This window comes from Endozoicomonas numazuensis, from assembly GCF_000722635.1.
Taxonomy (GTDB): domain Bacteria; phylum Pseudomonadota; class Gammaproteobacteria; order Pseudomonadales; family Endozoicomonadaceae; genus Endozoicomonas_A; species Endozoicomonas_A numazuensis.
Window position 1 is genome coordinate 624,162 of record NZ_JOKH01000003.1, and the last position, 22,022, is coordinate 646,183.

A 22,022-nucleotide genomic window follows, 5' to 3' on the forward strand; every position below is an offset into this window, starting at 1 on the left:
CTCGCCAGTCTCAAGACCTCCAGCCCCTATCATTGCGCATGAGCACAACCCCGTTAAGTCTGCCAGCAAAGCGGCGCATACCGATTTTGTCGACAGTTAACGTTGGTTAAACCCAACAACAAAGTCCTTTTCTTACACAACTCATTCGCCCTATTGTTAATAAAAGCTAATGGTCGTATAGCTTCCAATTCTTTTTTTATGCAAAAAAAAACGTCCGCATAAAGCGGACGTTTTCTGCAACAGCGTCTGTAAACAGACGCCACTGACATTAACGCTTGGAGAACTGTGGACGCTTACGCGCTTTGCGCAGACCCACTTTCTTACGTTCAACTTCACGAGCGTCACGAGTAACGTAGCCAGCCTTACGCAGTGTTGGGCGTAAAGTTTCATCGTACTGCATCAACGCACGAGTGATACCGTGACGGATAGCACCCGCCTGACCGGAACCACCACCACCAGCAACGGTGATTTTGATGTCAAACTTTTCCAGCAGTTCGGTCAGCTCCAGAGGCTGGCGAACAACCATACGAGCGGTCTCACGACCGAAGTATTCGTCCAGACTACGGCCATTGACAGAGATGCTGCCAGAACCAGATTTCAGGAAAACGCGAGCGGTAGAAGACTTACGACGTCCAGTACCGTAGTATTGAGTCACTGACATAGCTACCCCCGATTAAATGTCCAGTTTCTGTGGCTGTTGCGAAGCATGCGGATGCTCAGTACCTGTGTAAACTTTCAGCTTACGGTACATATCGCGACCCAGAGGGCCTTTTGGCAGCATGCCTTTAACAGCTTTTTCGATGACCATTTCTGGCTTGTGCGCAATCAGCTTTTCAAAGCTGATTGAACGCAGACCACCAGGGAAGCCAGTGTGACGGTAATACATCTTGTCAGACGCTTTACGGCCAGTCACATGGACCTTCTCAGCATTAACAACAACGATGTAATCGCCAGTGTCAACATGAGGAGTGTATTCTGGCTTATGCTTACCGCGCAGACGGGAAGCAATTTCGGTTGCCAGACGGCCCAGGGTCTTGCCTTCAGCGTCGACCACGAACCAGTCACGTTTTACTGTTTCTGGTTTTGCACTAAAAGTTTTCATTAAATTCGCCTCAATAGTATTGCTGTATGCAATACCTGTTCTTACTTGGCCGCCCCTTACTGAATTCCATATCGAAATCCGCTCGGGGATGAAGCAAGGCTAATAGCTTCAGGCTACGACCTGCTCAAACATGGGGCGCTCAATTGGGAAACGGGAGCAGTATTATATCGTCTGTCTTCAGGAATGAAACCCCTTTCGGCACTTAAAAAGCCTCCAGGCCGACAATTCAGAGAAATCCCTATCCCTGATAGGCAAAAACCCCGATAGAATGATTGTTCCATGCCTTATCAGGGCATTACCCTCAAGATATTCATTCAACCTGGAGCATAGTGGTATCATGGATTACAGAAAACTTGGGCGTACCGATATTCAGGTCAGCGCCCTGTGCCTCGGCACCATGACCTGGGGCGAGCAAAATACCGAAGAAGAAGCTTTTGCCCAACTGGATCGAGCAGTGGACTATGGTGTCAACTTTATCGATACCGCAGAAATGTATCCGGTGCCTGCCAGGGAAGAGACCTATACCCGTACAGAAGCCATCATCGGTAACTGGCTCAAGCAGCGAGGTAAAAGCAATGATCTGGTGATTGCCACCAAAATCTGCGGTCCCGGCCTGGAATATATGGACGGTGGACGGATGATGACACCAGAACATATCCACAAGGCCATTGACGGCAGCCTGAAACGACTGGGGGTTGAAGCCATCGACCTTTACCAGCTGCATTGGCCTGACCGAAACACCAACTTCTTTGGCAAGCTTGGCTATGCCCATCAGGATGGTTTCGATGGTACACCTATAGAAGAAACACTTTCTGCTCTGGATGAACTGGTCAAGGCTGGCAAGATCAAACATTACGGGTTGTCGAATGAAACTCCCTGGGGTGTTATGGAGCACCTTCGCATCAGCAGCGAAAAGAACCTGCCAAGAGCCCTCAGCATCCAGAACCCCTACAACTTACTGAATCGCTCTTTTGAGGTCGGTCTTGCAGAAATAGCCCACCGGGAGCAGATAGGTTTACTGGCTTACTCACCACTGGGGTTTGGTGCCCTTTCAGGAAAATACATCGGTGGTGCACGACCCGAGAATGCTCGACTGACGCTTTTCCCGCATTACCAGCGTTATGATTCACCACAATCCCGCAGAGCCATCGAGGCCTATGTTCAGCTCGCAAAAGATTCTGACCTGGATCCTTCACAGATGGCACTGGCGTTTGTCACATCTCGCCCTTTCCTGACCAGCAATATTATTGGGGCTACCAACCTGGATCAGCTGGAGAGCAACCTTGCTTCCAGTGAATTACAACTTTCAGAGTCTCTTCTGGAAGAAATTGAAAACATTCACACGCTGCAACCCAACCCTGCCCCCTGATTTTTACTGACCATTCCACCGGGTGTCAGCTCATCTGGCACTCGCCCCCCTTTCACCATTTATCTAAAGAACCACAATTAACTGACCCACTTAATGTTTTTCGCCTATTTTTAGTTTTGATTTCAAAAATAATTTCGGTTGAGCGGATCAGTTTCAGTCGCTTTATCAATCTACCCAGGATGGTAAAAAGGCAGGCCACTGCCACTAACAAATTACTCAAGAGTATCAGGGCTGTATGAATAATTTTTTGAGTCCGGCCAGGCACCAGGAGTCCATTGCCAGTCAGGATGTCGACACTACCTATAAACATCTGAGACGTCAGGTTTTTCTTGGGATTTTCATTGGTTACGCCGGTTATTATCTGGTAAGGAAAAACTTTTCTCTGGCCATCCCTCATCTGGTTGAAGAAGGTTTCACCAAGTCCGAACTCGGCTTTGCCCTTTCTGGTGTTTCCATCGCCTACGGCATCAGCAAGTTCCTGATGGGAAACCTTTCTGATCGCAGTGACGCCCGAAAATTCATCACCTTCGGCCTGATATTCAGCGCTTTAACCATGATCCTCATGGGCACTGTTCCTGCTGCCACAGCCACCATTCCAGCCATGTTTATTCTACTGTTTATTAATGGCTGGTTTCAGGGCATGGGCTGGCCTTCCAGTGGCCGGGTCATTGTCCACTGGTTCTCAGTCAGTGAACGGGGGACCTGGGCGGCCACCTGGAACCTGGCCCATAATGTCGGTGGCGGTCTGGTGGGGCCTCTCGCCATTATGGGCATGGCACTCTTTGCAGACTGGCACAGCGTTTTCTACTTTGCGGGTTTAATGGCTATTGTCACCGCCCTTGTCAGCTGGCTGATGGTTAGGGATACCCCTCAATCCTGTGGACTCCCCCCAATAGAGGAATATACAGGAGACTACCCCCACGCTTTTGCTTACAACGATTCCCATGAAAGAGAATTTTCTGCCAGCGAGATCTTTTTCAAGTACGTACTTAATAATCGTCTGCTCTGGTACATCGCCATTGCCAACGCATTCGTTTACCTGGTTCGATACGGTGTTTTAGACTGGGCACCGGCCTATTTGGATGAAGCAAAGGGCTTCTCCATGACCGATAGCAGCTGGGCCTATTTTCTTTATGAGTTTGCCGGCATTCCCGGAACCCTGCTTTGCGGGTATTTGAGCGATCGCTTTTTTAGAGGTCGAAGAGCCCCCGCCAGTCTTGTTTATCTGGTTGCCGTTCTGGCCGCAGTGGTGGTTTATTGGAAGAACCCTCCCGGAAACCCTCTTGTGGACAATCTCGCCCTGATTACCATTGGCTTTCTGATCTATGGCCCGGTTATGTTGATTGGCGTTCATGCTCTGGATCTGGTACCCAAAAAAGCTGCCGGAACAGCCGCTGGCCTGACAGGACTGTTTGGTTATCTTGGCGGCGCGTTATTCGCCAACATAGCAATGGGCTTTATTGTTGATCGATACGGTTGGGACGGTGGCTTTCATGTCCTGATAGCCGCCTGCATAGGTGCCATGGTCATGCTGTCTATTTCATGGATTGAAGAAGTAAAAACCCATCGCAGCATTACATGAAAAACAAAAAAAAAGACCTGACCACAACGGTCAGGTCCTAAACTCAAATCGTCATAACATCAGTCCTGACTATTCTTTGGTATTCAGGCTATGGAGGGGGCCTTGCCAGCAAATCCAATCTTGCGAGACTCATTGACTACAGCCCCCAAGCATCATCTTCACTACCACCTCATTTATAAGGTATATCTGGACTGCTCTTTGGTATTAATGCTGTGTGGCGCTTTGCCTGCAAAGTCTACTTTCCTTGAAGTTTCCACAGCCTTCAATACAGCCTGCATCAGCGGGCTCTGCTTTTGAGTCATTGCGTGATCAGTTCTCATATTGCACCTCCTCAACTATGAAGTTACCCTGTTCATTGCCTGTTGGCCAGGCAAGACAAAGACCAAAATACTGAGTCATTCCTTCATGAAACTGTTTAACGGAAGTCCTTACATATAAATGTGGGTCTCTGGCTCCCTGTTCAGCCAACTGATCAAGCTCTTCTGGATGCGCCTGCATCAGTGCATGCCAGGCTGAAGCCCGGACACGCATGAAAGGGTGCCGTCTAGCAATTTGGGTGAGAACATCCCGACAGTTCTCATCACCAAAGTTGGCAATGGCATGAAGCATCATATCCTTGGCAAAAATAGAAACAGCATGACCATTGACCCGATGAGTTTTCGAATCAAATGAACACTCTGCCACCGCCATCTGTCGTTCTCTTTGAACCACATTAATCGATACTGAAGTGGCTTCCGGTGGATATTGCAGGTGAATATCGGTGCCTGCGGTAAACTGCATAACCTTACCCTGAGTCAACAGGGTGGATTCTACAAAGCGAAACTCTGCCTTCTCACCCATGACACCACTGCAACGTTCATAATCAAATTCGTAAATATCGGTTTTGTACCCCGGACCAGCATAACCGCAGGTAATAAAATTAATATCGTGATTGTGGAGATAGTTGTACTGACCTTTTTCGATGGTATTAAAGTTGTCAGGCCAGACCACCACCCTGAACACATAATCTTTGCCAAAACGGGGAATAAATGTGGTCGGCAGTAAACTGTGTGAGGCCTCCAGAGTGGCAAAGCTCTTCAGATACTGGCAAAGGTAATCTGACAGAAACTGCCTGTTGTTGGAAAGCTGATGCAGGAAGGGAGACAATGGCTCCAGATCCTCACCTCGCTTAATCGGAGTTGACTCACAGACTTCATAAAAGTCATCCAGAGAGATAGCTTTGTCGTCGGAGTCATATTCGAGAGTTCTAACCATGACGCCACCTCACTTTGCTTACTGACTGGAAGCAAGAGCCAACTCCTGCTTCTCAATATTGCGCTTAAGGGTATCGGTATAGGCTCTTACATGGGAATGCTCATCAGCAACTGCTTTAGAGAACAGGTAATCCCTGTCTGCAGGATTAAACTCAATCAGAGCATGCCAGGCCGCTGCCCGGACGCGCATGAAAGGATGCCTTTGAGCAATATCAATCAACACGTCCTTGCTGTTTTCATTACCTAGTGTGCAAACTGCATTAAACACGGACTCCTGTACCGGAATCTTGATGGAGTGTCCCATGACCGTCCGCTTATCCATATCAAATGAGCACTCGACAATGTTTTTACGAGCTTCCCGCTTGATTACATTTAAGGAGACAGACAGCTCTTCCGGTGGATACTGTATATGCATATCGGTACCCGCTTTGTACTGCATAATTTTGCCAGGAGGCAGCATGGTGCTTTCCTGAAACTCAAGGTCCACCTCCTCACCCACCAGCCCAGTGCAATGCTCATAGTCAAAACTGTAGATATCCGTGTGATAGCCTGAACCGGTATAGCCACAGGTAATAAAACCCACATCGTGATTATGGGGATAGTGATAGAGTAACTGGTTACCCCGCTCGGCAGGATCAATGACAGGCCAGATCACAATGCGGAAAATGTAGGATTCACCAATACGAGGCATGAAGACGGGTGGCAAAAAACTGTGTTCAGGCTCACTCAGATCTTTCAGATAATCGCAGAAGTACTGTTCAAGAAACTGACTGTTGTTTGCCAGCTGTTTCAATGCCGGGACAAGCCCTTCCAGATCTTCCTCAGACTGCAAACCAGCCCGATCACACAAGCTGTAAAACTCATCCAGCGGTATGGCCAGCTCAGTCCTGCATTCAACCGTTCTTACCATGGTACACCTCCTGGCAAAGGCACCTGACCAACATCAGGCCGTTACAGAAAGAGCCGTCATCGTTTTATCAGCCAATTGACGTATATAAGGATCACTGTCGTAAATCAGGGTATGCTCCAACAAAGATCGACTTCTCTCCTCACTCTGTTTGCAAAGGCTGGAAAAAGCCTCCCAGCGTACAAAAGGTGCATAACGATCACTGGAGGCAACATTCTCAAGACATTCAATACTTTTCTCAGAGCCTGACAACTCCCCGATCAGTGCTGCAGCCAGTTGACTTCTGGAGTCGGACACTCGGGTTGCAATCAACCGAGTTGGCTGTAAAGTCTCGCGATTATAGGTCCATGTCAGAACCCCTCTTGCTGCAGAGTGGGCTGTTAACAGACATGCCTGCTGTTTAATGCCATCCAACAATGGAACCGAATCATAGGCTTTGAAAACGTGAGCCTGACAAGAACCCAGAATCAAAGTAGGTCCGTTCCTGGCAGACACAGGCATTTCATAGATATCAACCGTGTCGACTTTGGTTTCAAGCACCGGGATATCAATGGCTTGCTCACCCAGATTAATCAGCATCAAATCAAATTCATTGGCACAGACTTCTTTACTTTCTGAAGGCTCACCCAAACCGTTACAGAAGACCAGCGAGAGATTGAAATCTCCTTTGCTGTACAGGTAATTCTGATCAAGAAAAGGCTTTTTCTCAGCAGACGTTTCTTTGGAAATATCCTCAGCCACACATTGGAGCAACTGAGGAACGGTTGACGGGTCAATCAGCTCAGACAACCCGGCCAGTTGGGAAAACTGATAACTGTCCTGAACCATAATCTGCTCAGCCCGGCTAATCAGTTGACCCAGAAAGCGGTTATTTGAATTCACGAAAATAACCTCCTCCTTTATTACAAAGGCTGCCTGAGATAAAAGACACTGGAAGCATTTCTAAACGACTTACTTTACTCTTGTAACAAGTATATATTCAAAATTGAACCTCGCCATTAAAATGGCTTATTGATGAAATAAGTCACACAGAACGATAAAAAACCTGAAGCACCTTGCCAAAAGCATCCTCTATACCCTTAGTTTCACAAAGGCTCCACTAAACACTCAGTACATGAACCTGACATTAAATTTTATTCATTTATAATTTTCATGGTGCAGACAGATTGCTCATAAACCCCTTATCTGTTCGTAAATAGCCCTTTACTTTCCATTCATTCAACTTCAGCCCATGATTCAAGACACATCATGACAGACAATCAAAACCCGCATTTTATAGAGTGTTCGGAACACTACGAAAACACATCAACCTTTGTCAGCAGGGTCGATATTTTCCGTTTCAGAAAAGCCCCCGGACACTACCTGGATTGGCTGAAAGAGCAGAGCCCTTTCGAAAAGGCTGATAAAATTCTGGACCTGGGTTGCGGACCCGCATTACTGTGGAAAAAGTTTCCTGACCTCCTTAAACAAAACCATCAGCTTTTCCTGACAGACCGATCATCCAACATGCTTTTTCATGCAAGAAATCACACTGGCGAACTGAAAGCTGAGCGTTTTTTCCTGCGAAACGCCATGGAACAACTTTGCTTCAAGGATCAGCAATTTGATGCAGTGCTGGCTCATATGCTGCTCTACCATGCTACTGATATTGACCAGACACTCAGAGAAATAACCCGGGTTCTAAAACCTCATGCCTGGTTAAGTACAACAACCTTTGCCAGCCACTCGGAAGATATCATTTGGAAAACTGTTCATGCCATAGAGCCGGAAATACCACCATATTCCGAGATCCTGTCTCCCTTTAGTGCTGAAAATGCGCCGTCCCAGCTAAAGAGACATTTCTCCAGCCTCAAAACCACAAATTACCAAACCGGCTTTTCCTGTCCTTACCCGGAAATCTGGGCCGATTTCATCTGCAGCTTCCCCAATGTTGAGCTCAGACAACTAAAGTCCGGGTTTCGTCAGAAGCTGATCCATAAGCTTGAAAAGCTGATTGATCAGCATGGAACCCTTCCTTATCAGACTGAAATGGTGCACTACCTGTGCCAACAACCCAGAACACGCATATTGCATGAAGCCGCTCTTTGAATATCCTGACATTCGCTCCTGACAAAGGCCTCATGAGAATTTTTTGAAACTACAAACAGTCAATCAGCCACTCGTCGGCCTTTCGCCAGGGGCTGACCGAGAATAGCGCCCGAGCATAAAATTCAGTAGAACGAGTCAGCTTTTTCACTGAATTTGTGCGAATAGTTGACCTATTTAAGAAAATTCAGTGGAAAAGATGGCCGTTCTTTCTGGATTTTAGGCCGGGCTGTCTAGAATCGATCAAGAGTATGCAATAAGCATGAATGTGCCGACAAAATGAGTCAGTCGACAAAATAGCAGAACGAAAAGCTCAATATTTCACGCAATACACCCGTTAAAGAACTGACATCAGCCGGTCAAAAGTCTAAAATCGCCTCTCATTTCTGATCAGAATTCACCGGAAACCAAAACATGCGCGACTTTATTATCGCCCCCAGCATTCTTTCAGCGAATTTTGCCCGCCTGGGAGAAGAAGTGGACAATGTCATTGCCGCTGGAGCTGACTGGGTACATTTTGACGTTATGGATAACCATTACGTGCCCAACCTGACCATTGGCCCCATGGTGTGTAAAGCGCTGAGAAACCATGGTGTCACTGCCCCCATCGATGTACATCTGATGGTCAGCCCGGTAGATCGCATGATTGGTGACTTTATTGAAGCGGGCGCCAGCATGATCACCTTCCACCCAGAAGCCTCTGATCATATTGATCGCAGTCTTCAGATGATTCGTGAAGGCGGTTGCAAAGCAGGCCTGGTATTGAACCCGGCCACATCCCCTGATGTTATTGAATACGTCATCGATAAACTGGATATGGTTCTGCTGATGTCAGTTAACCCGGGATTTGGTGGTCAGAAGTTTATACCTTCTACTCTGCGCAAACTTCGCCATGTCCGCAAAATCATTGACGACAGTGGACTGGACATTCGCCTGGAAGTAGACGGTGGTGTAGGTGTCCAGAATATTCGTCAAATTGCTGAAGCCGGTGCCGACGCCTTTGTCGCAGGTTCAGCCATTTTCAATGCTGACGATTATCAAACCGTTATCAGACAGATGCGAGAAGAACTCTCCAAAGCTGAGTCCCTCTGATTCAGCTCCTCTGATTCAGGCTGGTTGAACCGGCCTGAATCATTCCTCATATCCCGCTCTTCAGTCCCGCTTTTATCTACTCTGAATACACGTTTCAACACTCTGGATAAAAGTTTTGTAGCAAGATGAAAAAACTTCTACTGACGGGCTGTACTGTTCTATTTCTTTCTCTGACTGCGAACGCTCAGCATCAGATCTCACTGGAGTATGACGCCTATGTGCTCGACGCTAAAGACAAACTGACCGACTTTATAATCCGGCCAGCCAGCTTTGATTACGTGAAAATCGGAACACTCACTATAAATATCCAGTATCACGGCTCGATGCACACAGCCCAGCTCAGCATTGGTGGTGACGGGCTTGACACACACCATAACTTTGTCGTGTATGCAGCCATACAAAACCCGTTACTGCATGAACAGGGCAGAATCTACTCGTTTAAGCCCCACCCATGGAAACTGATCGTACTGCCTTGGGGAACCCAGCTTCAACCAGCTTCAACCAGCTTCAACCAGCTTCAAATAGTGCTGCTTTCCAGTCACTTTAACTCCAACAAGCCTATAAATGTAGGAAGTGCCCCCGAGCTGAATATTGATAATGATCTTCTGAAGGCAGTATTGGACGACAATGATTGACACGGGGCTGTCAATATCAACAAAAATCCCCCTATAATCTCACTGTCTTTATTCCCTCCTCCTGGATATCTTAAACAATGAAGTTGTTTGAATTGCTGGATAGCCCTGTTCAATTAATCATGTACGATCTCGACGGTACTCTGGTTGACAGTGTTCCTGACCTGGCTATTGCTCTGGATAAAATGCTGACAGACCTCAATCTGCCTGTTGCCGGCGACGAGAAGGCCAGACTCTGGGTAGGCAACGGTATTCCATCGCTGGTTCAAAGGGCACTGGCCGATGATATGATGGGTGATCAACCCGGCATTGTGGACGAAGAAACCTTCACCAGAGCTTTGGAGCGGTTCAAACATCACTATGCCATTGAAGTCGGCCAGCACAGTTCACTGTACCCTGGTGTATTCACCTTTCTCAGCCAGATCCACAAGGCAGGTATCAAGCAGGCTGTAGTGACAAACAAATCTGAAATATTCACCGAGTCACTGCTGAAACATATGGGTATTGAACACTTCTTTGAGCTCAGTATTGGCGGCGACAGCCTGAATGAGAAGAAACCTCACCCCATGCCTCTGCAACACACCATGAAGCATTTTGACTGCACCCGGGACAACACCCTCATGATTGGCGACTCCAGGAACGACGTTAAAGCCGCCCGGGCTGCTGAGGTTAAGGTAGTGGGTTTGCCTTATGGCTATAACCATGGTGAGCCTATTGAATCCGCTTATCCAGACACCGTTGTCTCTGATCTGACCGAACTGCTGTAAGGCAGAATTCATCGGGGCCAGAAGCCTGGCCCTGCACTAACCCCAGACATTTGCATTAGCCGCAACAGTCATATACCCTTCCATTTTCCTGTCTTTAGGACTGCGCCCAGAACAATAGCGGAGCCAGCAGTGATTGACTGTTATTCAGAGACACCTACAGAGAACACCATGAGCGCTGCTGGTCAAACAGCGGGCCTCTTCACACCTGCCTCAAAGCTTACCTCCTGGCGATGGCTCGGCTGGCCCTGCGCCTGATAAAAAAGCCCAACTCAGTCAAAGCCTGCGTTTTTTCGCACTATTTTTTAAACAGCCATGAGCGGTTTTTTAAACAGCCATGAGCGGTTTTTTAAACAGCCATGAGCGGCTGAAACCGTTTTTCTTAACCCCACAGGGACGAGAAGTGTTTCACAAATGCCCGTAGCAAAAGAAAGCATAATACCGCTTAACCATCAGCCAGATAATAAAGAGGCCAGTATGACGCCTGAAGCATTTTCTCGTCTGGCCCGCGAAGGATATAACCGCATTCCTGTAATCCGGGAAATCCTGGCGGACCTGGACACCCCGTTGACCACTTATCTAAAGCTGGCCAACGGCCGCTATTCGTACCTGCTTGAATCCGTTGAAGGCGGAGAAAAGTGGGGACGTTACTCCATGATAGGGTTGCCCTGCAGAACCATACTCCAAGTATCGGGTTACAGCCCTGACTGCAAGGTCACTCTGGAAACCGATGGCCAGATCGTTGAAGAGCACAACCCGGAAGACCCACTGAGCTTCATCAACCAGTTCCAGGAACGCTATAAAGTGCCTGAGCTGCCTGACTTGCCACGTTTTACCGGCGGTCTTGTGGGTTATTTTGCCTACGATACTGTCCGTTATATTGAAGAGCGCCTGAAGCACACCGCTCCGCAGGATGAGCTGGACAACCCTGACATCATGCTGATGGTATCTGATGAACTGGTTGTATTTGACAATCTCAGTGGCAAGCTGATTCTGGTAACGCACGCAGACCCAAGCGAGCCTGCAGCTCTGGAGAAAGCCGAGTTCCGACTGGACGAACTGGTTCGCAGATTGCAAACTACCAATGTTCTCCCCCCGGTACAGGCTTCTCTTAACCCTGCCCGGGAAAGCGACTTCAAATCCGGTTTTGGGAAAGAAACTTTTGAAGCCTCCGTGGAGAAAATCCGGGAATACATTCTGGCGGGCGATGCCATGCAGGTCGTACCGTCTCAGCGAATGACGATCCCCTTCGACAGTTCTCCTCTTAATCTCTATCGGGCACTGCGCAGCACCAACCCTTCTCCTTATATGTATTACATGGATCTGGGTGATTTTCATGTTGTTGGCTCATCACCGGAAATTCTTGCTCGCCTGGAAGACGGTGAAGTCACCGTCAGGCCGATAGCAGGTACACGCAAACGTGGCGCTACCGAAGAGCGGGATAAAGAACTGGAACAAGAGCTTCTGAACGATCCCAAGGAACTGGCAGAACATCTGATGCTGATCGATCTGGGTCGAAACGACGTTGGTCGTGTAGCAAAAACAGGCAGCGTCAGCCTGACCGACAAAATGGTGATCGAACGCTACTCCCACGTCATGCATATTGTGTCCAACGTGACGGGGCAATTAAAAGACGGTATGGATGCCATGGACGTGCTCAAGGCCACACTGCCTGCCGGCACATTAAGTGGTGCACCCAAAGTTCGCGCCATGGAAATTATTGACGAACTGGAACCCGTTAAACGCGGTGTCTATGGTGGTGCTGTCGGATACCTGGCCTGGAATGGCAACATGGATACCGCCATTGCCATACGGACTGCCGTGATAAAAGACCGTAAACTCCATGTTCAGGCAGGCGCAGGGATTGTTGCAGACTCGGTTCCCGAGATGGAATGGAAAGAAACCATGAATAAGGGGCGAGCCCTTTTCAAGGCTGTCGCCATGGCGCAGACAGGCCTTTCATCCGGATCCACCCACCAGAAGCAGACAGGGGAGCGAAACTGAGATGCTTTTAATGATCGATAACTACGATTCGTTCACCTGGAACCTGGTGCAATACTTTGGTGAGCTGGGGCAGAACGTTGAAGTGCATCGGAATGATCACATCAGCATTGAAGACATTGAAGCACTAAATCCAGAACGCATTGTGATTTCTCCGGGTCCCTGCACCCCCAATGAAGCAGGCGTTTCCATGGAAGTCATCAAACGGTTCAGTGGCAAAAAACCCATTCTGGGTGTTTGCCTGGGTCACCAGAGCATGGGCCAGGTCTTTGGTGGCAAAGTGATCAGGGCACGACAAGTGATGCACGGCAAGGTTTCACCTGTCTATCATAAGGGGCTGGGGGTTTTCACTGATCTGCCCAACCCGGTCACGACAACCCGATACCACTCTCTGGTCATTGAAAAAGAAAGCTTGCCAGCCTGCTTTGAAATTACCGCCTGGACTCAGCACGAAGATGGCAGCATGGACGAGATCATGGGAATTCGCCATAAGACTCTGCCCCTGGAAGGCGTACAGTTTCACCCGGAATCCATCATGACCGACCGTGGCCATGACATGCTGGACAACTTCTTGAAGCAATAAGGTCAAAAAGGTATCAACCGCCGGACCTTATAGAAAAACAATTGGAGCCAGATGTAATGAACATTAAAGAAGGTATTGCCCGCGCAGTCAGCAATCTTGATCTCAGTCGCGATGAAATGATGATCATCATGCGCGACATCATGACCGGTCAGTGTACCGACGCCCAGATTGGCTCGTTCCTGACAGCCATGCGTATGAAAAGCGAGAGCATTGAAGAAATTACCGGAGCGGCCCAGGTACTGAGAGAAATGGTCACCGGTGTTGAAGTGAATGCTGAACACCTGGTAGATATTGTGGGTACCGGTGGCGACGGTGCTCACTTGTTCAATGTATCCACAGCTTCATCGTTTGTTGCTGCAGCTGCGGGTGCTCATGTCGCCAAGCATGGTAACCGGGGCGTATCCAGCTCCAGTGGCAGTGCTGACCTACTGGAAAAAGCAGGCATTAAGCTGGGTATCAATCCTGAGCAAGTGGCCCGTTGCACTGAAGAAGTAGGAGTAGGCTTTATGTTCGCTCCAGCCCACCACTCGGCCATGAAAAATGTGGTAAGTGTTCGCAGAGAACTGGGAATAAGAACCTTCTTCAATATCCTCGGCCCTATGTCTAACCCTGCTGGCGTCAAGAACCTCGTCATCGGCGTGTTCACCAAAGAACTTTGCCTGCCAATGACAGAAGTACTCAGGGAGCTCGGCAACCAGCATGTCATGGTCGTACATTCAGTGGACGGCCTGGACGAGATCAGTATTGCCAGTGAAACCCATGTGGCAGAACTGAAAAACGGTGAAATCAATGAATACACCATCAAACCTGAAGATTTTGGCATTGAATCTCAAAGCCTGATTGGTCTGACCGTCAATGGTTCAGAAGACTCACTGGCTCTGATCAAGGATGCACTGGGTAAACGGGAAGGTGAATACGCCAGCAAAACGGCAGACATGATTTCACTGAATGCCGGTGCTGCCATTTATGTTTCTGGAGTGGCCACCAGCCTGCAGGAAGGTATTGCGATGGCTCAGGATGCTATTGCCAGCGGACTGGGACAGGAAAAAATGAGCGAACTGGCCAGCTTCACACAAGTGATTGCCGAGGGGTAATGAATGACAACTTCAAACACCAGGCCAACCATCCTCAACAAAATTGTTGAGCGAAAGCGTGAAGAGGTCGCAGAGCGTCAGACAAACCTGTCTATGCAGGAGGTCATTGCCAGAGCACGCCACACAGAAGGCACTCGAGATTTCGCCAAAAGCCTGGAAACCCGGACAGAAAACCGGCAGGCCGCCATTATTGCCGAAATCAAAAAAGCATCCCCCAGCAAGGGCGTGATTCGAGAAAACTTTGATCCGGTCAGCATTGCCCAGAGCTATGAACAGGCAGGCGCCAGCTGCCTGTCTGTACTGACAGACAAAGATTTTTTCCAGGGGGCAGAAAGTTATTTGCAGGAAGCTCGCTCAGCCTGTTCTCTGCCAGTACTGCGCAAGGACTTCATGGTCGACCCCTGGCAGATATATGAATCTCGGATGATTGGCGCAGATTGTATCTTGCTGATCGTCTCCTGTCTTACAGACGGTGAACTTCAGGAGTTCAGCAGTACTGCTCTGGACCTTGGAATGGATGTTCTGGTTGAAGTTCATGGGCCAGAAGAACTGGAACGTGCACTCCCTCTTGAAGGCACTCTGCTGGGCATTAATAACCGCAACCTGAATACCTTTGAAGTCACTCTGGACAACACATTTGCCTTATTGCCCCAGATCCCGGAAGGCCGAAAGGTGATTACAGAAAGTGGCATCCACTCCGTAGAAGACGTGGACAGTATGTTTTCGAAAGGGGTGAACAGCTTCCTGGTGGGTGAAGCCTTTATGCGTCAGGAAGATCCAGGTCGGGGTCTGAGCAACCTGTTCGGTAAATATCTTTAAGTCTTAAGTAGTAAGTCAACGCATTCCCACGCTCCGAGTGGGAATGCGTACACTCCGAAAATTGAACTCTATACCCATTGGATTTCAAGATGCTACTAGGCGACAAGTGAGCGAACGCTGGCAACAACGTTGCATCTTGAAAGGCGATGGGTATACAACGTGAGATAACGTATGGGTTTGTGTTTAGCAACACTGAAGCAACCAAACGTTAATGACCACACGCCCCCGTTCATCCTGAGCCTGTCGAAGGATGCTGATAATGCACTTCGACAGGCTCAGTGCGAACGGTATTAACTGTAAACTGACCACTCTTATTTAATAACTCCGCAGGCAATTCGTGAACCACCGCCACCCATGGGTGGATTGTCGGTGTAGTTATCACCACCGGAATGAATAATCACCGAGCGCCCTTTCAGGTCAGCGAGTTTCAGACGCTTGGCTACTACCGGAACCGTAGCGAAACCTTTGTCGTTTACAGTCAATCTGGGCAGATCCCCCAGATGCCCTGCACCATCCGGCCCTTCATGTTTACCCGTTTTATCAGGGTCCAGATGCCCACCGGCTGCCAAAGCCGCCACCATCACACCATTCTTTGAGCCAGGATCACAGCTGGCCTTTTCATGGACATGGAAACCATGCTCTCCAGGCACCAGATCATGAAGATTGGGGGTCAATTCCACCCCTCCTCCAGAGGCAGAAGAAATAGTAATGGTTCCCAGGTCGGCTCCCACACCGGAAGGCGAAACCTGATTCATCTTGACCGTAAAACGGTCATTTGATGAACAGGCAGAAAGCATCGCTGCTACGACCACTACTCCAGATAGCCCACAGACTTTATTGAACATGATTGCCAACCCCAGTAAAAACGAGTGTATGACAGAGGAATATAGCCATGCTTATTCCGGTTTACTTAATGAGCAGACTGAAAAAACAATCTTTTTACGGTTTTGTTCCAAAAAGCCTATTTAACATTCCCATCTGTTATGTTTTTCCCTACCCACCAGCAATAAGCAGCAGGCACAATCACCAATAGCCCCATGAATGAATACCAGGGGTTATTGAAGACTACATATACCCAAGTGAATTCAAGATGCTACTAGGCGACAAGTGAGCGAAGCCCTGTGAGCCTACAAGTAGTAGGTGGTCAGGGTGAGCGAACGCTGGCAACAACGTAGCATCTTGAAAGGCGATGGGTATACATTGCTGGCAAGGTTCGAACGACAGAAGAGGAAATCCAGCTATTCTTTGAGGTTTGTTTTTCCGGAATTCAATTATGTCAGTCCAGCTCTGCCGTAGTGCAAAAACAGCGTTAGGCTTGGTGGTAATCATTTTCTTTTTCTGTCGTCCTGCTTTTGCTGACTCACAGGAAGGAAGTTCACTGCATGAGCACCCCGAATCTTTTGGACTGGGCACCTCCCCCACCGAGGCCGAACTTGCGGCACTGGACACAGACATCAGACCTGATGGCAAAGGATTACCCAAGGGGCAGGGTTCAGCCAGAGAAGGGAAGTCCATCTATGAACTTAAATGCCAGCAGTGCCATGGGCTTGAAGGAGAAGGCGGCATCAATGACAAACTGGTGGGTACTTTAAAAGACGGCATATTTCCTTTTGCTGAAAAAGACGCACCCAAAAAAACCATTGGCAACTATTGGCCTTACGCGACCACTCTGTTCGATTATATTCGTAGAACCATGCCATACACACAGCCAGGCAGTCTGACCGATGATGAAACCTATAGTCTGACCGCCTATCTGCTCTACCTGAACAAGATCATTCCTGAAGACAGGGTTTTGAACTCAGACACTCTGCCTGCCATCACCATGCCAGCTCATCACCGATTCAAAAACGATAACCGAACCAGAAGTGGCCAGGTTCTTTAACGAGAGAGCAAAATGAAGCGAAGACATTTTCTCAAAAACATGACCGCTCTGGGTACCACGTCACTGCTTGTGAACCAGAGCCTCGCGGAAACACGCTTTCCTGGCCCTCCTGCAAGCACAACAGGCACTCGTTCTTCCTACGAAAACCCTCAGAAAACTCTTTATGGGCAGATGCAAACCCATGGACTCACTCCACTGCAGGACCTGCATGGCATCATTACCCCATCTGACCTTCACTTTGAACGACATCACTCAGGCATTCCTGACATCAATCCAGAACAGCACTACCTCTATATTCATGGTCTGGTAGATAAGCCTCTTAAATTATCAATCAACGATCTGAAACGTTTTCCGTCAGTCTCCCGGATTTGCTTTATAGAGTGTGCCGGTAATTGTCAGGACTATTTCAAAAAGGGACCGGAAACATCGCTGCAACAAGTAGCCGGGATGACCAGTCAGAGTGAATGGACAGGAGTAAGGTTATCCACGCTGCTACGTGAAACCGGATTAAGAAAAAATGCTAACTGGCTACTGGCGGAAGGAGAAGATGCGGCATTGTTAACCCGTAGTATTCCTGTCGAAAAGGCCATGGATGACGCCATCATTGCCTACGCTCAGAACGGAGAAGCTATTCGGCCTGAACAAGGGTATCCCTTAAGACTCCTTCTGCCAGGCTGGGAAGGCAGCAGTTGCGTCAAATGGCTACGCCGTCTGGAAGTGGGGGATCAACCCTGGATGACCCGGGAGGAAACCGTCAAATACACAGATCCGCTAAAAGACGGCAGCGTACGTCAATTCAGCATGATCATGGATGCCCGTTCCGTGATAACTGCTCCCACCTACCCTCATCAGATTGAAAAAGGCTGGCATGAAATCCGGGGACTGGCCTGGAGTGGTCGGGGAAAAATCAAAAAAGTAGAAGTTAGCACAGACGGCGGTAGTCACTGGCTACCCACTCAGCTTCAGGGGCCCGTTCTGAGTCAGGCCCACACACGCTTCAACATACCCTGGCAATGGAATGGCAATGAGACGCTGCTATTAAGCAGAGCTACAGATGATGCTGGATACACCCAGCCTATGGTGCAGACATTGATAGCAGCCAGAGGGATTGGCTCACTTCGCTATCACAATAATGGAGTATTGGGCTGGCGAGTAAAGAGCGATGGCCGTATTTATTATGAAATTGTCGCCTGACCGGACTTCTTAATAAACATATAATTTTTCATTTAGTTTTTCGATGAAAAATAGCGAAGTTGTGACCCACTTTGACTCTTCCGCCCACGATTCAAGGAAAGTTCCTATGAAGTGACGGGTAAAAATGCATTCAGCGTAAAAACGATCAAGAGAGCGTCGTTTATCAAAATGAGTTCCGAACTGTCCGGCCAATGAGAATAACCGGACTTTCAAATGAGATTGTTATTATAACTTCTCAATTCACAGTATGTCCCTTTAAAATTGGCTACTGTTAACTGTTCAGAGATTTTAGCGAGTACCAAATACCACCATGGTTTTACCCTTCACCGAGACCAACCCCTGAGCCTCCAGATTTTTTAATACACGGCCGACCATTTCCCGGGAACACCCAACAATTCGGCCAATTTCTTGTCGTGTAATCTTGATTTGCATGCCATCAGGATGAGTCATGGCATCGGGTTGCTTTGATAGATCCAGTAACGTTCTGGCTACCCTGCCGGTCACATCCAGAAATGCCAGATCACCGACTTTGCGGGTAGTGTCCTTGAGACGACTGACCAGCTGACCGGACAGTGACAGCAATAACTCGGGTTCTTCCCGAATCAGACCGCGAAACTGTTCATAACTGATTTCAGCAACTTCACAGGGGCCTTTGGCCTTTACCCAGGCACTGCGCTCAGAATGATCCCCTTCGAACAAACCCATTTCACCAAAATACTCGCCGGTGTTCAGGTAAGTTACAATCATCTCTCGACCTTCGTCATCTTCAATGACAATGGCAACCGTACCTTTAACGATATAATAGAGTGACTCTGAGGTATCTCCCGCACACAGTATGGTGCTTTTTGCCCGATAGGTTCTGCGTCTTGCTACCGACAGCAGTCTGTCCAAACTGGTTTTTGGTTTTGGTGTGGTTATCGTCAGCATTGTCACTACTACTCCCCGGCTGATTTTTCCTGTCTGTACATACTGTTATTATTTTCCTGAAAAATGCTTCACCTGAATGAAGATGATCCATTCCCCATTGCTCATAGCTCATAGCTCATAGCCGTGTAGAGCCTGCTCAGTCCCAGACAGTGACCGAAGTATCCTTTTTCGAATACTCTTCGACCTGTTCATCCACCGTGACGCTATCCCTCTTATAGAAGGAACGAACTACGGATGTCATTGGAAACACTGACTTTTTTCTCTGCCAAGCACTTCCAAAAATAGCAATCTGAACCAACGATAACAGATCAACGAAAGGTAAACACTATGCACTTTAGTTTCATTTCGTTAATACAGGAAAGAGTTGGCATTTTTGAGAGCTAATCCACAGCTCAGTAAGAAGAGTGGTAAAAAATAAAGCACAGTTGTCATGTGAGTGACACTCCTCCAAGTGAGTATCACTGCGCAGCTCCAGTTAGCGCACAATCCCCCTGCTGATGTAAGATAGCGGCTTTATTTATCTGCCAACTCTCATGACAAACAACCCACAGAGCTTCGGCCATTTGTGAGTAATGCAATGAGAGCCATCTTCAAGAAAGGAAACACGCGGTATGAAAGCACAAGTCAAATGGGTGGATCAGGAACGCTTTCTGGGACTGACTGACAGTAACAATTCTGTTGTTATGGACGCCGATAAAAGCGTTAAATCCGCACCCAGCCCGATGGAACTGATTCTGATGGGCCTCGGTGGCTGTTCATCTGTTGATGTGATCGGTATTCTGGAAAAGGCTCGCCAAAAAGTAGTGGACTGCCACGTCGACATACAGGCTGAACGTGCCGACAGCGTACCTGCGGTCTTCACCAAAATTCACCTGAATTTTGTCGTCAAAGGTACAGCCATTAAAGAAGCTCATGTTAAACGTGCAGTAGAATTGTCTGCTGACAAATATTGCTCCGTAGCCATGATGCTGGGTAAAGGTGGCGTAGAAATCACCCACAACTACGAAATTATTGAAGCCTGAACAGGTTTTGAAAATCGGGGTGTGTGTTATCACCCCGCTTGCCTTAAGCGCTACCTGTCAGCCTGGAGGCCAACTCATCTGGCGGCCACCGATCAGATGAAGGTGGATATGATACACCGACTGACAACCATGGCTGTTGCAGTTCATCACCGTTCTGTAGCCGTCTTCAGCAAAACCTTCTTCTTTCGCAATCTGACTGGCCACCAGCGCCATTTTTCCCAGTACGGCCTGATCTTCTGGAACTGCATCATTCAGGGTTGCAATGTGCTTTTTGGGAATGACCTGAATATGGACTGGCCCCTGAGGATTAATGTCCCTGAATGAAAGAACATCGTCGTCTTCATAGACCTTGTCGACAGGGATATCCCCCTCCACCATCTTGCAGAAAAGACAGCTCATTGATTTACCTCCAAGCCTTTAAGTCGAAAAGCTGGCCTAAGCCTAACACCAGATCCTTTAGCCCGAAAGGCTTCAGATCGAACCCATATATTATTGAACACACTCCGGGACAGTTTGTTTTGAAGCGCTCTATTGGGCAGAATCCAAAAAACCGAACGAACGATCCCCCCCTCAACAGAGATCATCATGAACCCGGAAGACATTCATCAGGCCTTTGCCGACGCCCTGATCAAGCTGGTCTGGAAAATGACCAACGAGGCTGGAGAAGAGCAGGAATACAACGCTTTGGAAGTACTGCAGAAAAACAATGGCGTATGGCAATACGCCATTGATAACCCATATGGGGTTTAAAGGACGATACTCTGATCTGTTGTAATGAGGAACAAATCAGGACTCTATTCTATCTTCCCAGAGTAACGTTGAACCAATGACAGCAGCTGGCATGATCAATAAATTGATGAGAGGGATCAGCATAACCAGCGTTACTGTTGCCCCAAACCCCCAAACGTAGTTTCTGTCCTGCTTCAAACGATCCAGCATATCATTAAACGACACTCCTCTATTGTCCGCCGCATAATCACAGTACTGGATCGACATCATCCAACTATTGAACAGAAACCAGAGCACCGGGGTAATCAGATTCACCACCGGAACAAATGAGAGAATCAACAGAAGCACCGCCTTGGGCAGGTAGTACGTCAACTTTCTCACCTCCCGGCCTATGGTTCTCGGCAACAGGGTCAGCCAGTCTTTCAGCTCATACTCGGGCAAACCAGTCGCACCATGAAGATTCTGAATTTTTTCTGCAAGAAGACCGTTGAAAGGGGCTGCGATAAGATTACCGACAATGGTAAAGGTAAAGAAGACAACCCCCAGCATGGCCATAAATAACAACGGCCAGATCAGGAACTCAAGAAAAGACAGCCAGCTGGGCAACCAGCTCACCAACTGCTCCATCAGTCCGTTCATTTGCTGAAGACCAAAATAGATCAGGAAACCGAACACCAGGATATTCACGGTCAGGGGAATCAATACAAACCAGCGAATAGCCGGATCCGGAAGATAAGATAAACCCCTGAGAAAATAACCGGGTCCACTTCCCGGCGCAGGCGTTGGCATAGCACTGTTCCTTTTAATGATTTCATATACCTGCTGGCAACTATGGCAGTCAGGTGAATAGAGAATATAAGTCAATCGCTGAAGAGAATCTGGTTCTCATCAACACAAGTCGTTATTATTCACACAGTTTAACGAATTATGAATCCTTTACTGCCAGAGATGACTCATATCTCTGACAGACATTCCTGATCAAGGA

Annotated in this window: 24 protein-coding genes; 14 read left to right on the plus strand and 10 right to left on the minus strand. The window is 48.1% G+C overall.

Going from position 1 to position 22,022, the window contains the following annotated elements:
* Positions 1 to 268: 268 nt before the first annotated feature.
* Together rpsI and rplM are read right to left on the minus strand one after the other, a co-directional pair.
* Positions 269 to 661, minus strand: a complete 393-nt coding sequence (gene rpsI / locus GZ78_RS15505) for a 30S ribosomal protein S9 (protein ID WP_034837742.1) — start codon at positions 659 to 661, stop codon at positions 269 to 271.
* Between the two features lie 12 nt (positions 662 to 673).
* On the minus strand, positions 674 to 1,102 hold the full coding sequence (gene rplM / locus GZ78_RS15510; RefSeq protein WP_034837744.1) for a 50S ribosomal protein L13: 429 nt from the start codon (positions 1,100 to 1,102) through the stop codon (positions 674 to 676).
* Between the two features lie 337 nt (positions 1,103 to 1,439).
* Between rplM and GZ78_RS15515 the strand changes: the two genes are divergently transcribed.
* Both GZ78_RS15515 and glpT read left to right on the plus strand, forming a co-directional pair.
* Entirely contained in the window at positions 1,440 to 2,471 is a 1,032-nt protein-coding gene (locus tag GZ78_RS15515; protein WP_034837746.1) for an NADP(H)-dependent aldo-keto reductase, read from the plus strand.
* A gap of 235 nt (positions 2,472 to 2,706) precedes the next feature.
* Positions 2,707 to 4,053: a glycerol-3-phosphate transporter gene (glpT, locus tag GZ78_RS15520; protein WP_034837749.1), complete on the plus strand. Its 1,347-nt coding sequence runs from the start codon at positions 2,707 to 2,709 to the stop codon at positions 4,051 to 4,053.
* A 173-nt stretch (positions 4,054 to 4,226) separates the two neighbouring features.
* Here the strand turns inward: glpT and GZ78_RS29525 are convergent, their stop codons facing one another.
* From GZ78_RS29525 to GZ78_RS15535, 4 genes are read right to left on the minus strand one after another with little or no spacing between them, the layout of a single operon-like run.
* A complete protein-coding gene (locus tag GZ78_RS29525; RefSeq protein ID WP_161787403.1) occupies positions 4,227 to 4,373 on the minus strand; it encodes a hypothetical protein in 147 nt (48 codons plus the stop codon).
* Positions 4,363 to 5,307: a HEAT repeat domain-containing protein gene (locus GZ78_RS15525; RefSeq protein ID WP_034837750.1), complete on the minus strand. Its 945-nt coding sequence runs from the start codon at positions 5,305 to 5,307 to the stop codon at positions 4,363 to 4,365. The genes GZ78_RS29525 and GZ78_RS15525 overlap by 11 nt, the downstream gene beginning before the upstream one ends.
* Before the next feature lie 18 nt (positions 5,308 to 5,325).
* Entirely contained in the window at positions 5,326 to 6,216 is an 891-nt protein-coding gene (locus GZ78_RS27580) for a HEAT repeat domain-containing protein (protein WP_051786225.1), read from the minus strand.
* Between the two features lie 33 nt (positions 6,217 to 6,249).
* Entirely contained in the window at positions 6,250 to 7,095 is an 846-nt protein-coding gene (locus tag GZ78_RS15535; protein ID WP_034837752.1) for a HEAT repeat domain-containing protein, read from the minus strand.
* A gap of 366 nt (positions 7,096 to 7,461) precedes the next feature.
* Here GZ78_RS15535 and GZ78_RS15540 point away from each other — a divergent pair, with 366 nt between their 5' ends.
* The 8 genes from GZ78_RS15540 (at position 7,462) to trpC (ending at position 15,283) form a co-directional block, all read left to right on the plus strand.
* Positions 7,462 to 8,301: a class I SAM-dependent methyltransferase gene (locus GZ78_RS15540; protein ID WP_034837754.1), complete on the plus strand. Its 840-nt coding sequence runs from the start codon at positions 7,462 to 7,464 to the stop codon at positions 8,299 to 8,301.
* A gap of 411 nt (positions 8,302 to 8,712) precedes the next feature.
* Complete coding sequence (rpe, locus tag GZ78_RS15545; protein WP_034837755.1) at positions 8,713 to 9,390, plus strand: ribulose-phosphate 3-epimerase; 678 nt, start codon at positions 8,713 to 8,715, stop codon at positions 9,388 to 9,390.
* Between the two features lie 125 nt (positions 9,391 to 9,515).
* Positions 9,516 to 10,025: a hypothetical protein gene (locus tag GZ78_RS15550; protein WP_034837757.1), complete on the plus strand. Its 510-nt coding sequence runs from the start codon at positions 9,516 to 9,518 to the stop codon at positions 10,023 to 10,025.
* 77 nt (positions 10,026 to 10,102) lie between these two features.
* The gene (locus GZ78_RS15555) at positions 10,103 to 10,789 is read left to right on the plus strand and encodes a phosphoglycolate phosphatase (RefSeq protein ID WP_034837758.1); all 687 of its coding nucleotides are present in this window, start codon (positions 10,103 to 10,105) and stop codon (positions 10,787 to 10,789) included.
* 474 nt (positions 10,790 to 11,263) lie between these two features.
* Complete coding sequence (gene trpE / locus GZ78_RS15560; RefSeq protein WP_051786277.1) at positions 11,264 to 12,790, plus strand: anthranilate synthase component I; 1,527 nt, start codon at positions 11,264 to 11,266, stop codon at positions 12,788 to 12,790.
* Between the two features lies 1 nt (position 12,791).
* Entirely contained in the window at positions 12,792 to 13,370 is a 579-nt protein-coding gene (locus GZ78_RS15565) for an anthranilate synthase component II (protein WP_034837760.1), read from the plus strand.
* Between the two features lie 56 nt (positions 13,371 to 13,426).
* Complete coding sequence (gene trpD / locus GZ78_RS15570) at positions 13,427 to 14,464, plus strand: anthranilate phosphoribosyltransferase (protein ID WP_034837762.1); 1,038 nt, start codon at positions 13,427 to 13,429, stop codon at positions 14,462 to 14,464.
* 3 nt (positions 14,465 to 14,467) lie between these two features.
* Positions 14,468 to 15,283: an indole-3-glycerol phosphate synthase TrpC gene (gene trpC, locus GZ78_RS15575; RefSeq protein WP_034837763.1), complete on the plus strand. Its 816-nt coding sequence runs from the start codon at positions 14,468 to 14,470 to the stop codon at positions 15,281 to 15,283.
* Positions 15,284 to 15,594: 311 nt separating this feature from the next.
* On the opposite strand, the gene sodC is transcribed toward trpC, so the two are convergent.
* Positions 15,595 to 16,128, minus strand: coding sequence for a superoxide dismutase family protein (sodC, locus tag GZ78_RS15580; RefSeq protein ID WP_034837766.1), 534 nt, complete (start codon positions 16,126 to 16,128; stop codon positions 15,595 to 15,597).
* A gap of 428 nt (positions 16,129 to 16,556) precedes the next feature.
* Here sodC and GZ78_RS15590 point away from each other — a divergent pair, with 428 nt between their 5' ends.
* Positions 16,557 to 17,165: a c-type cytochrome gene (locus GZ78_RS15590; RefSeq protein ID WP_081869884.1), complete on the plus strand. Its 609-nt coding sequence runs from the start codon at positions 16,557 to 16,559 to the stop codon at positions 17,163 to 17,165.
* Between the two features lie 12 nt (positions 17,166 to 17,177).
* On the plus strand, positions 17,178 to 18,359 hold the full coding sequence (gene soxC, locus GZ78_RS15595; RefSeq protein WP_051786226.1) for a sulfite dehydrogenase: 1,182 nt from the start codon (positions 17,178 to 17,180) through the stop codon (positions 18,357 to 18,359).
* 288 nt (positions 18,360 to 18,647) lie between these two features.
* On the opposite strand, the gene crp is transcribed toward soxC, so the two are convergent.
* The gene (gene crp, locus GZ78_RS15600; protein ID WP_034837771.1) at positions 18,648 to 19,286 is read right to left on the minus strand and encodes a cAMP-activated global transcriptional regulator CRP; all 639 of its coding nucleotides are present in this window, start codon (positions 19,284 to 19,286) and stop codon (positions 18,648 to 18,650) included.
* Positions 19,287 to 19,897: 611 nt separating this feature from the next.
* Between crp and GZ78_RS15605 the strand changes: the two genes are divergently transcribed.
* The gene (locus GZ78_RS15605; RefSeq protein ID WP_034837773.1) at positions 19,898 to 20,308 is read left to right on the plus strand and encodes an OsmC family protein; all 411 of its coding nucleotides are present in this window, start codon (positions 19,898 to 19,900) and stop codon (positions 20,306 to 20,308) included.
* Between the two features lie 57 nt (positions 20,309 to 20,365).
* Here GZ78_RS15605 and GZ78_RS15610 read toward each other — a convergent pair whose 3' ends face one another.
* On the minus strand, positions 20,366 to 20,707 hold the full coding sequence (locus GZ78_RS15610; RefSeq protein WP_034837776.1) for a histidine triad nucleotide-binding protein: 342 nt from the start codon (positions 20,705 to 20,707) through the stop codon (positions 20,366 to 20,368).
* A gap of 186 nt (positions 20,708 to 20,893) precedes the next feature.
* Between GZ78_RS15610 and GZ78_RS29530 the strand changes: the two genes are divergently transcribed.
* Positions 20,894 to 21,058 carry a hypothetical protein gene (locus GZ78_RS29530; RefSeq protein ID WP_161787404.1) on the plus strand — a complete coding sequence of 55 codons (165 nt, stop codon included), beginning with the start codon at positions 20,894 to 20,896 and terminating at the stop codon, positions 21,056 to 21,058.
* Positions 21,059 to 21,094: 36 nt separating this feature from the next.
* Here the strand turns inward: GZ78_RS29530 and cysZ are convergent, their stop codons facing one another.
* The gene (gene cysZ / locus GZ78_RS15620; RefSeq protein ID WP_034837781.1) at positions 21,095 to 21,826 is read right to left on the minus strand and encodes a sulfate transporter CysZ; all 732 of its coding nucleotides are present in this window, start codon (positions 21,824 to 21,826) and stop codon (positions 21,095 to 21,097) included.
* Positions 21,827 to 22,022 lie beyond the last annotated feature (196 nt).

Bases quoted from the DNA above. Each gene is read 5' to 3' on its own strand.
- rpsI (WP_034837742.1), bottom strand. From the start codon at position 661: ATGTCAGTGACTCAATACTACGGTACTGGACGTCGTAAGTCTTCTACC.
- rplM (WP_034837744.1), bottom strand. From the start codon at position 1,102: ATGAAAACTTTTAGTGCAAAACCAGAAACAGTAAAACGTGACTGGTTC.
- GZ78_RS15515 (WP_034837746.1), top strand. From the start codon at position 1,440: ATGGATTACAGAAAACTTGGGCGTACCGATATTCAGGTCAGCGCCCTG.
- glpT (WP_034837749.1), top strand. From the start codon at position 2,707: ATGAATAATTTTTTGAGTCCGGCCAGGCACCAGGAGTCCATTGCCAGT.
- GZ78_RS29525 (WP_161787403.1), bottom strand. From the start codon at position 4,373: ATGAGAACTGATCACGCAATGACTCAAAAGCAGAGCCCGCTGATGCAG.
- GZ78_RS15525 (WP_034837750.1), bottom strand. From the start codon at position 5,307: ATGGTTAGAACTCTCGAATATGACTCCGACGACAAAGCTATCTCTCTG.
- GZ78_RS27580 (WP_051786225.1), bottom strand. From the start codon at position 6,216: ATGGTAAGAACGGTTGAATGCAGGACTGAGCTGGCCATACCGCTGGAT.
- GZ78_RS15540 (WP_034837754.1), top strand. From the start codon at position 7,462: ATGACAGACAATCAAAACCCGCATTTTATAGAGTGTTCGGAACACTAC.
- rpe (WP_034837755.1), top strand. From the start codon at position 8,713: ATGCGCGACTTTATTATCGCCCCCAGCATTCTTTCAGCGAATTTTGCC.
- GZ78_RS15550 (WP_034837757.1), top strand. From the start codon at position 9,516: ATGAAAAAACTTCTACTGACGGGCTGTACTGTTCTATTTCTTTCTCTG.
- GZ78_RS15555 (WP_034837758.1), top strand. From the start codon at position 10,103: ATGAAGTTGTTTGAATTGCTGGATAGCCCTGTTCAATTAATCATGTAC.
- trpE (WP_051786277.1), top strand. From the start codon at position 11,264: ATGACGCCTGAAGCATTTTCTCGTCTGGCCCGCGAAGGATATAACCGC.
- GZ78_RS15565 (WP_034837760.1), top strand. From the start codon at position 12,792: ATGCTTTTAATGATCGATAACTACGATTCGTTCACCTGGAACCTGGTG.
- trpD (WP_034837762.1), top strand. From the start codon at position 13,427: ATGAACATTAAAGAAGGTATTGCCCGCGCAGTCAGCAATCTTGATCTC.
- trpC (WP_034837763.1), top strand. From the start codon at position 14,468: ATGACAACTTCAAACACCAGGCCAACCATCCTCAACAAAATTGTTGAG.
- sodC (WP_034837766.1), bottom strand. From the start codon at position 16,128: ATGTTCAATAAAGTCTGTGGGCTATCTGGAGTAGTGGTCGTAGCAGCG.
- GZ78_RS15590 (WP_081869884.1), top strand. From the start codon at position 16,557: ATGTCAGTCCAGCTCTGCCGTAGTGCAAAAACAGCGTTAGGCTTGGTG.
- soxC (WP_051786226.1), top strand. From the start codon at position 17,178: ATGAAGCGAAGACATTTTCTCAAAAACATGACCGCTCTGGGTACCACG.
- crp (WP_034837771.1), bottom strand. From the start codon at position 19,286: ATGCTGACGATAACCACACCAAAACCAAAAACCAGTTTGGACAGACTG.
- GZ78_RS15605 (WP_034837773.1), top strand. From the start codon at position 19,898: ATGAAAGCACAAGTCAAATGGGTGGATCAGGAACGCTTTCTGGGACTG.
- GZ78_RS15610 (WP_034837776.1), bottom strand. From the start codon at position 20,707: ATGAGCTGTCTTTTCTGCAAGATGGTGGAGGGGGATATCCCTGTCGAC.
- GZ78_RS29530 (WP_161787404.1), top strand. From the start codon at position 20,894: ATGAACCCGGAAGACATTCATCAGGCCTTTGCCGACGCCCTGATCAAG.
- cysZ (WP_034837781.1), bottom strand. From the start codon at position 21,826: ATGCCAACGCCTGCGCCGGGAAGTGGACCCGGTTATTTTCTCAGGGGT.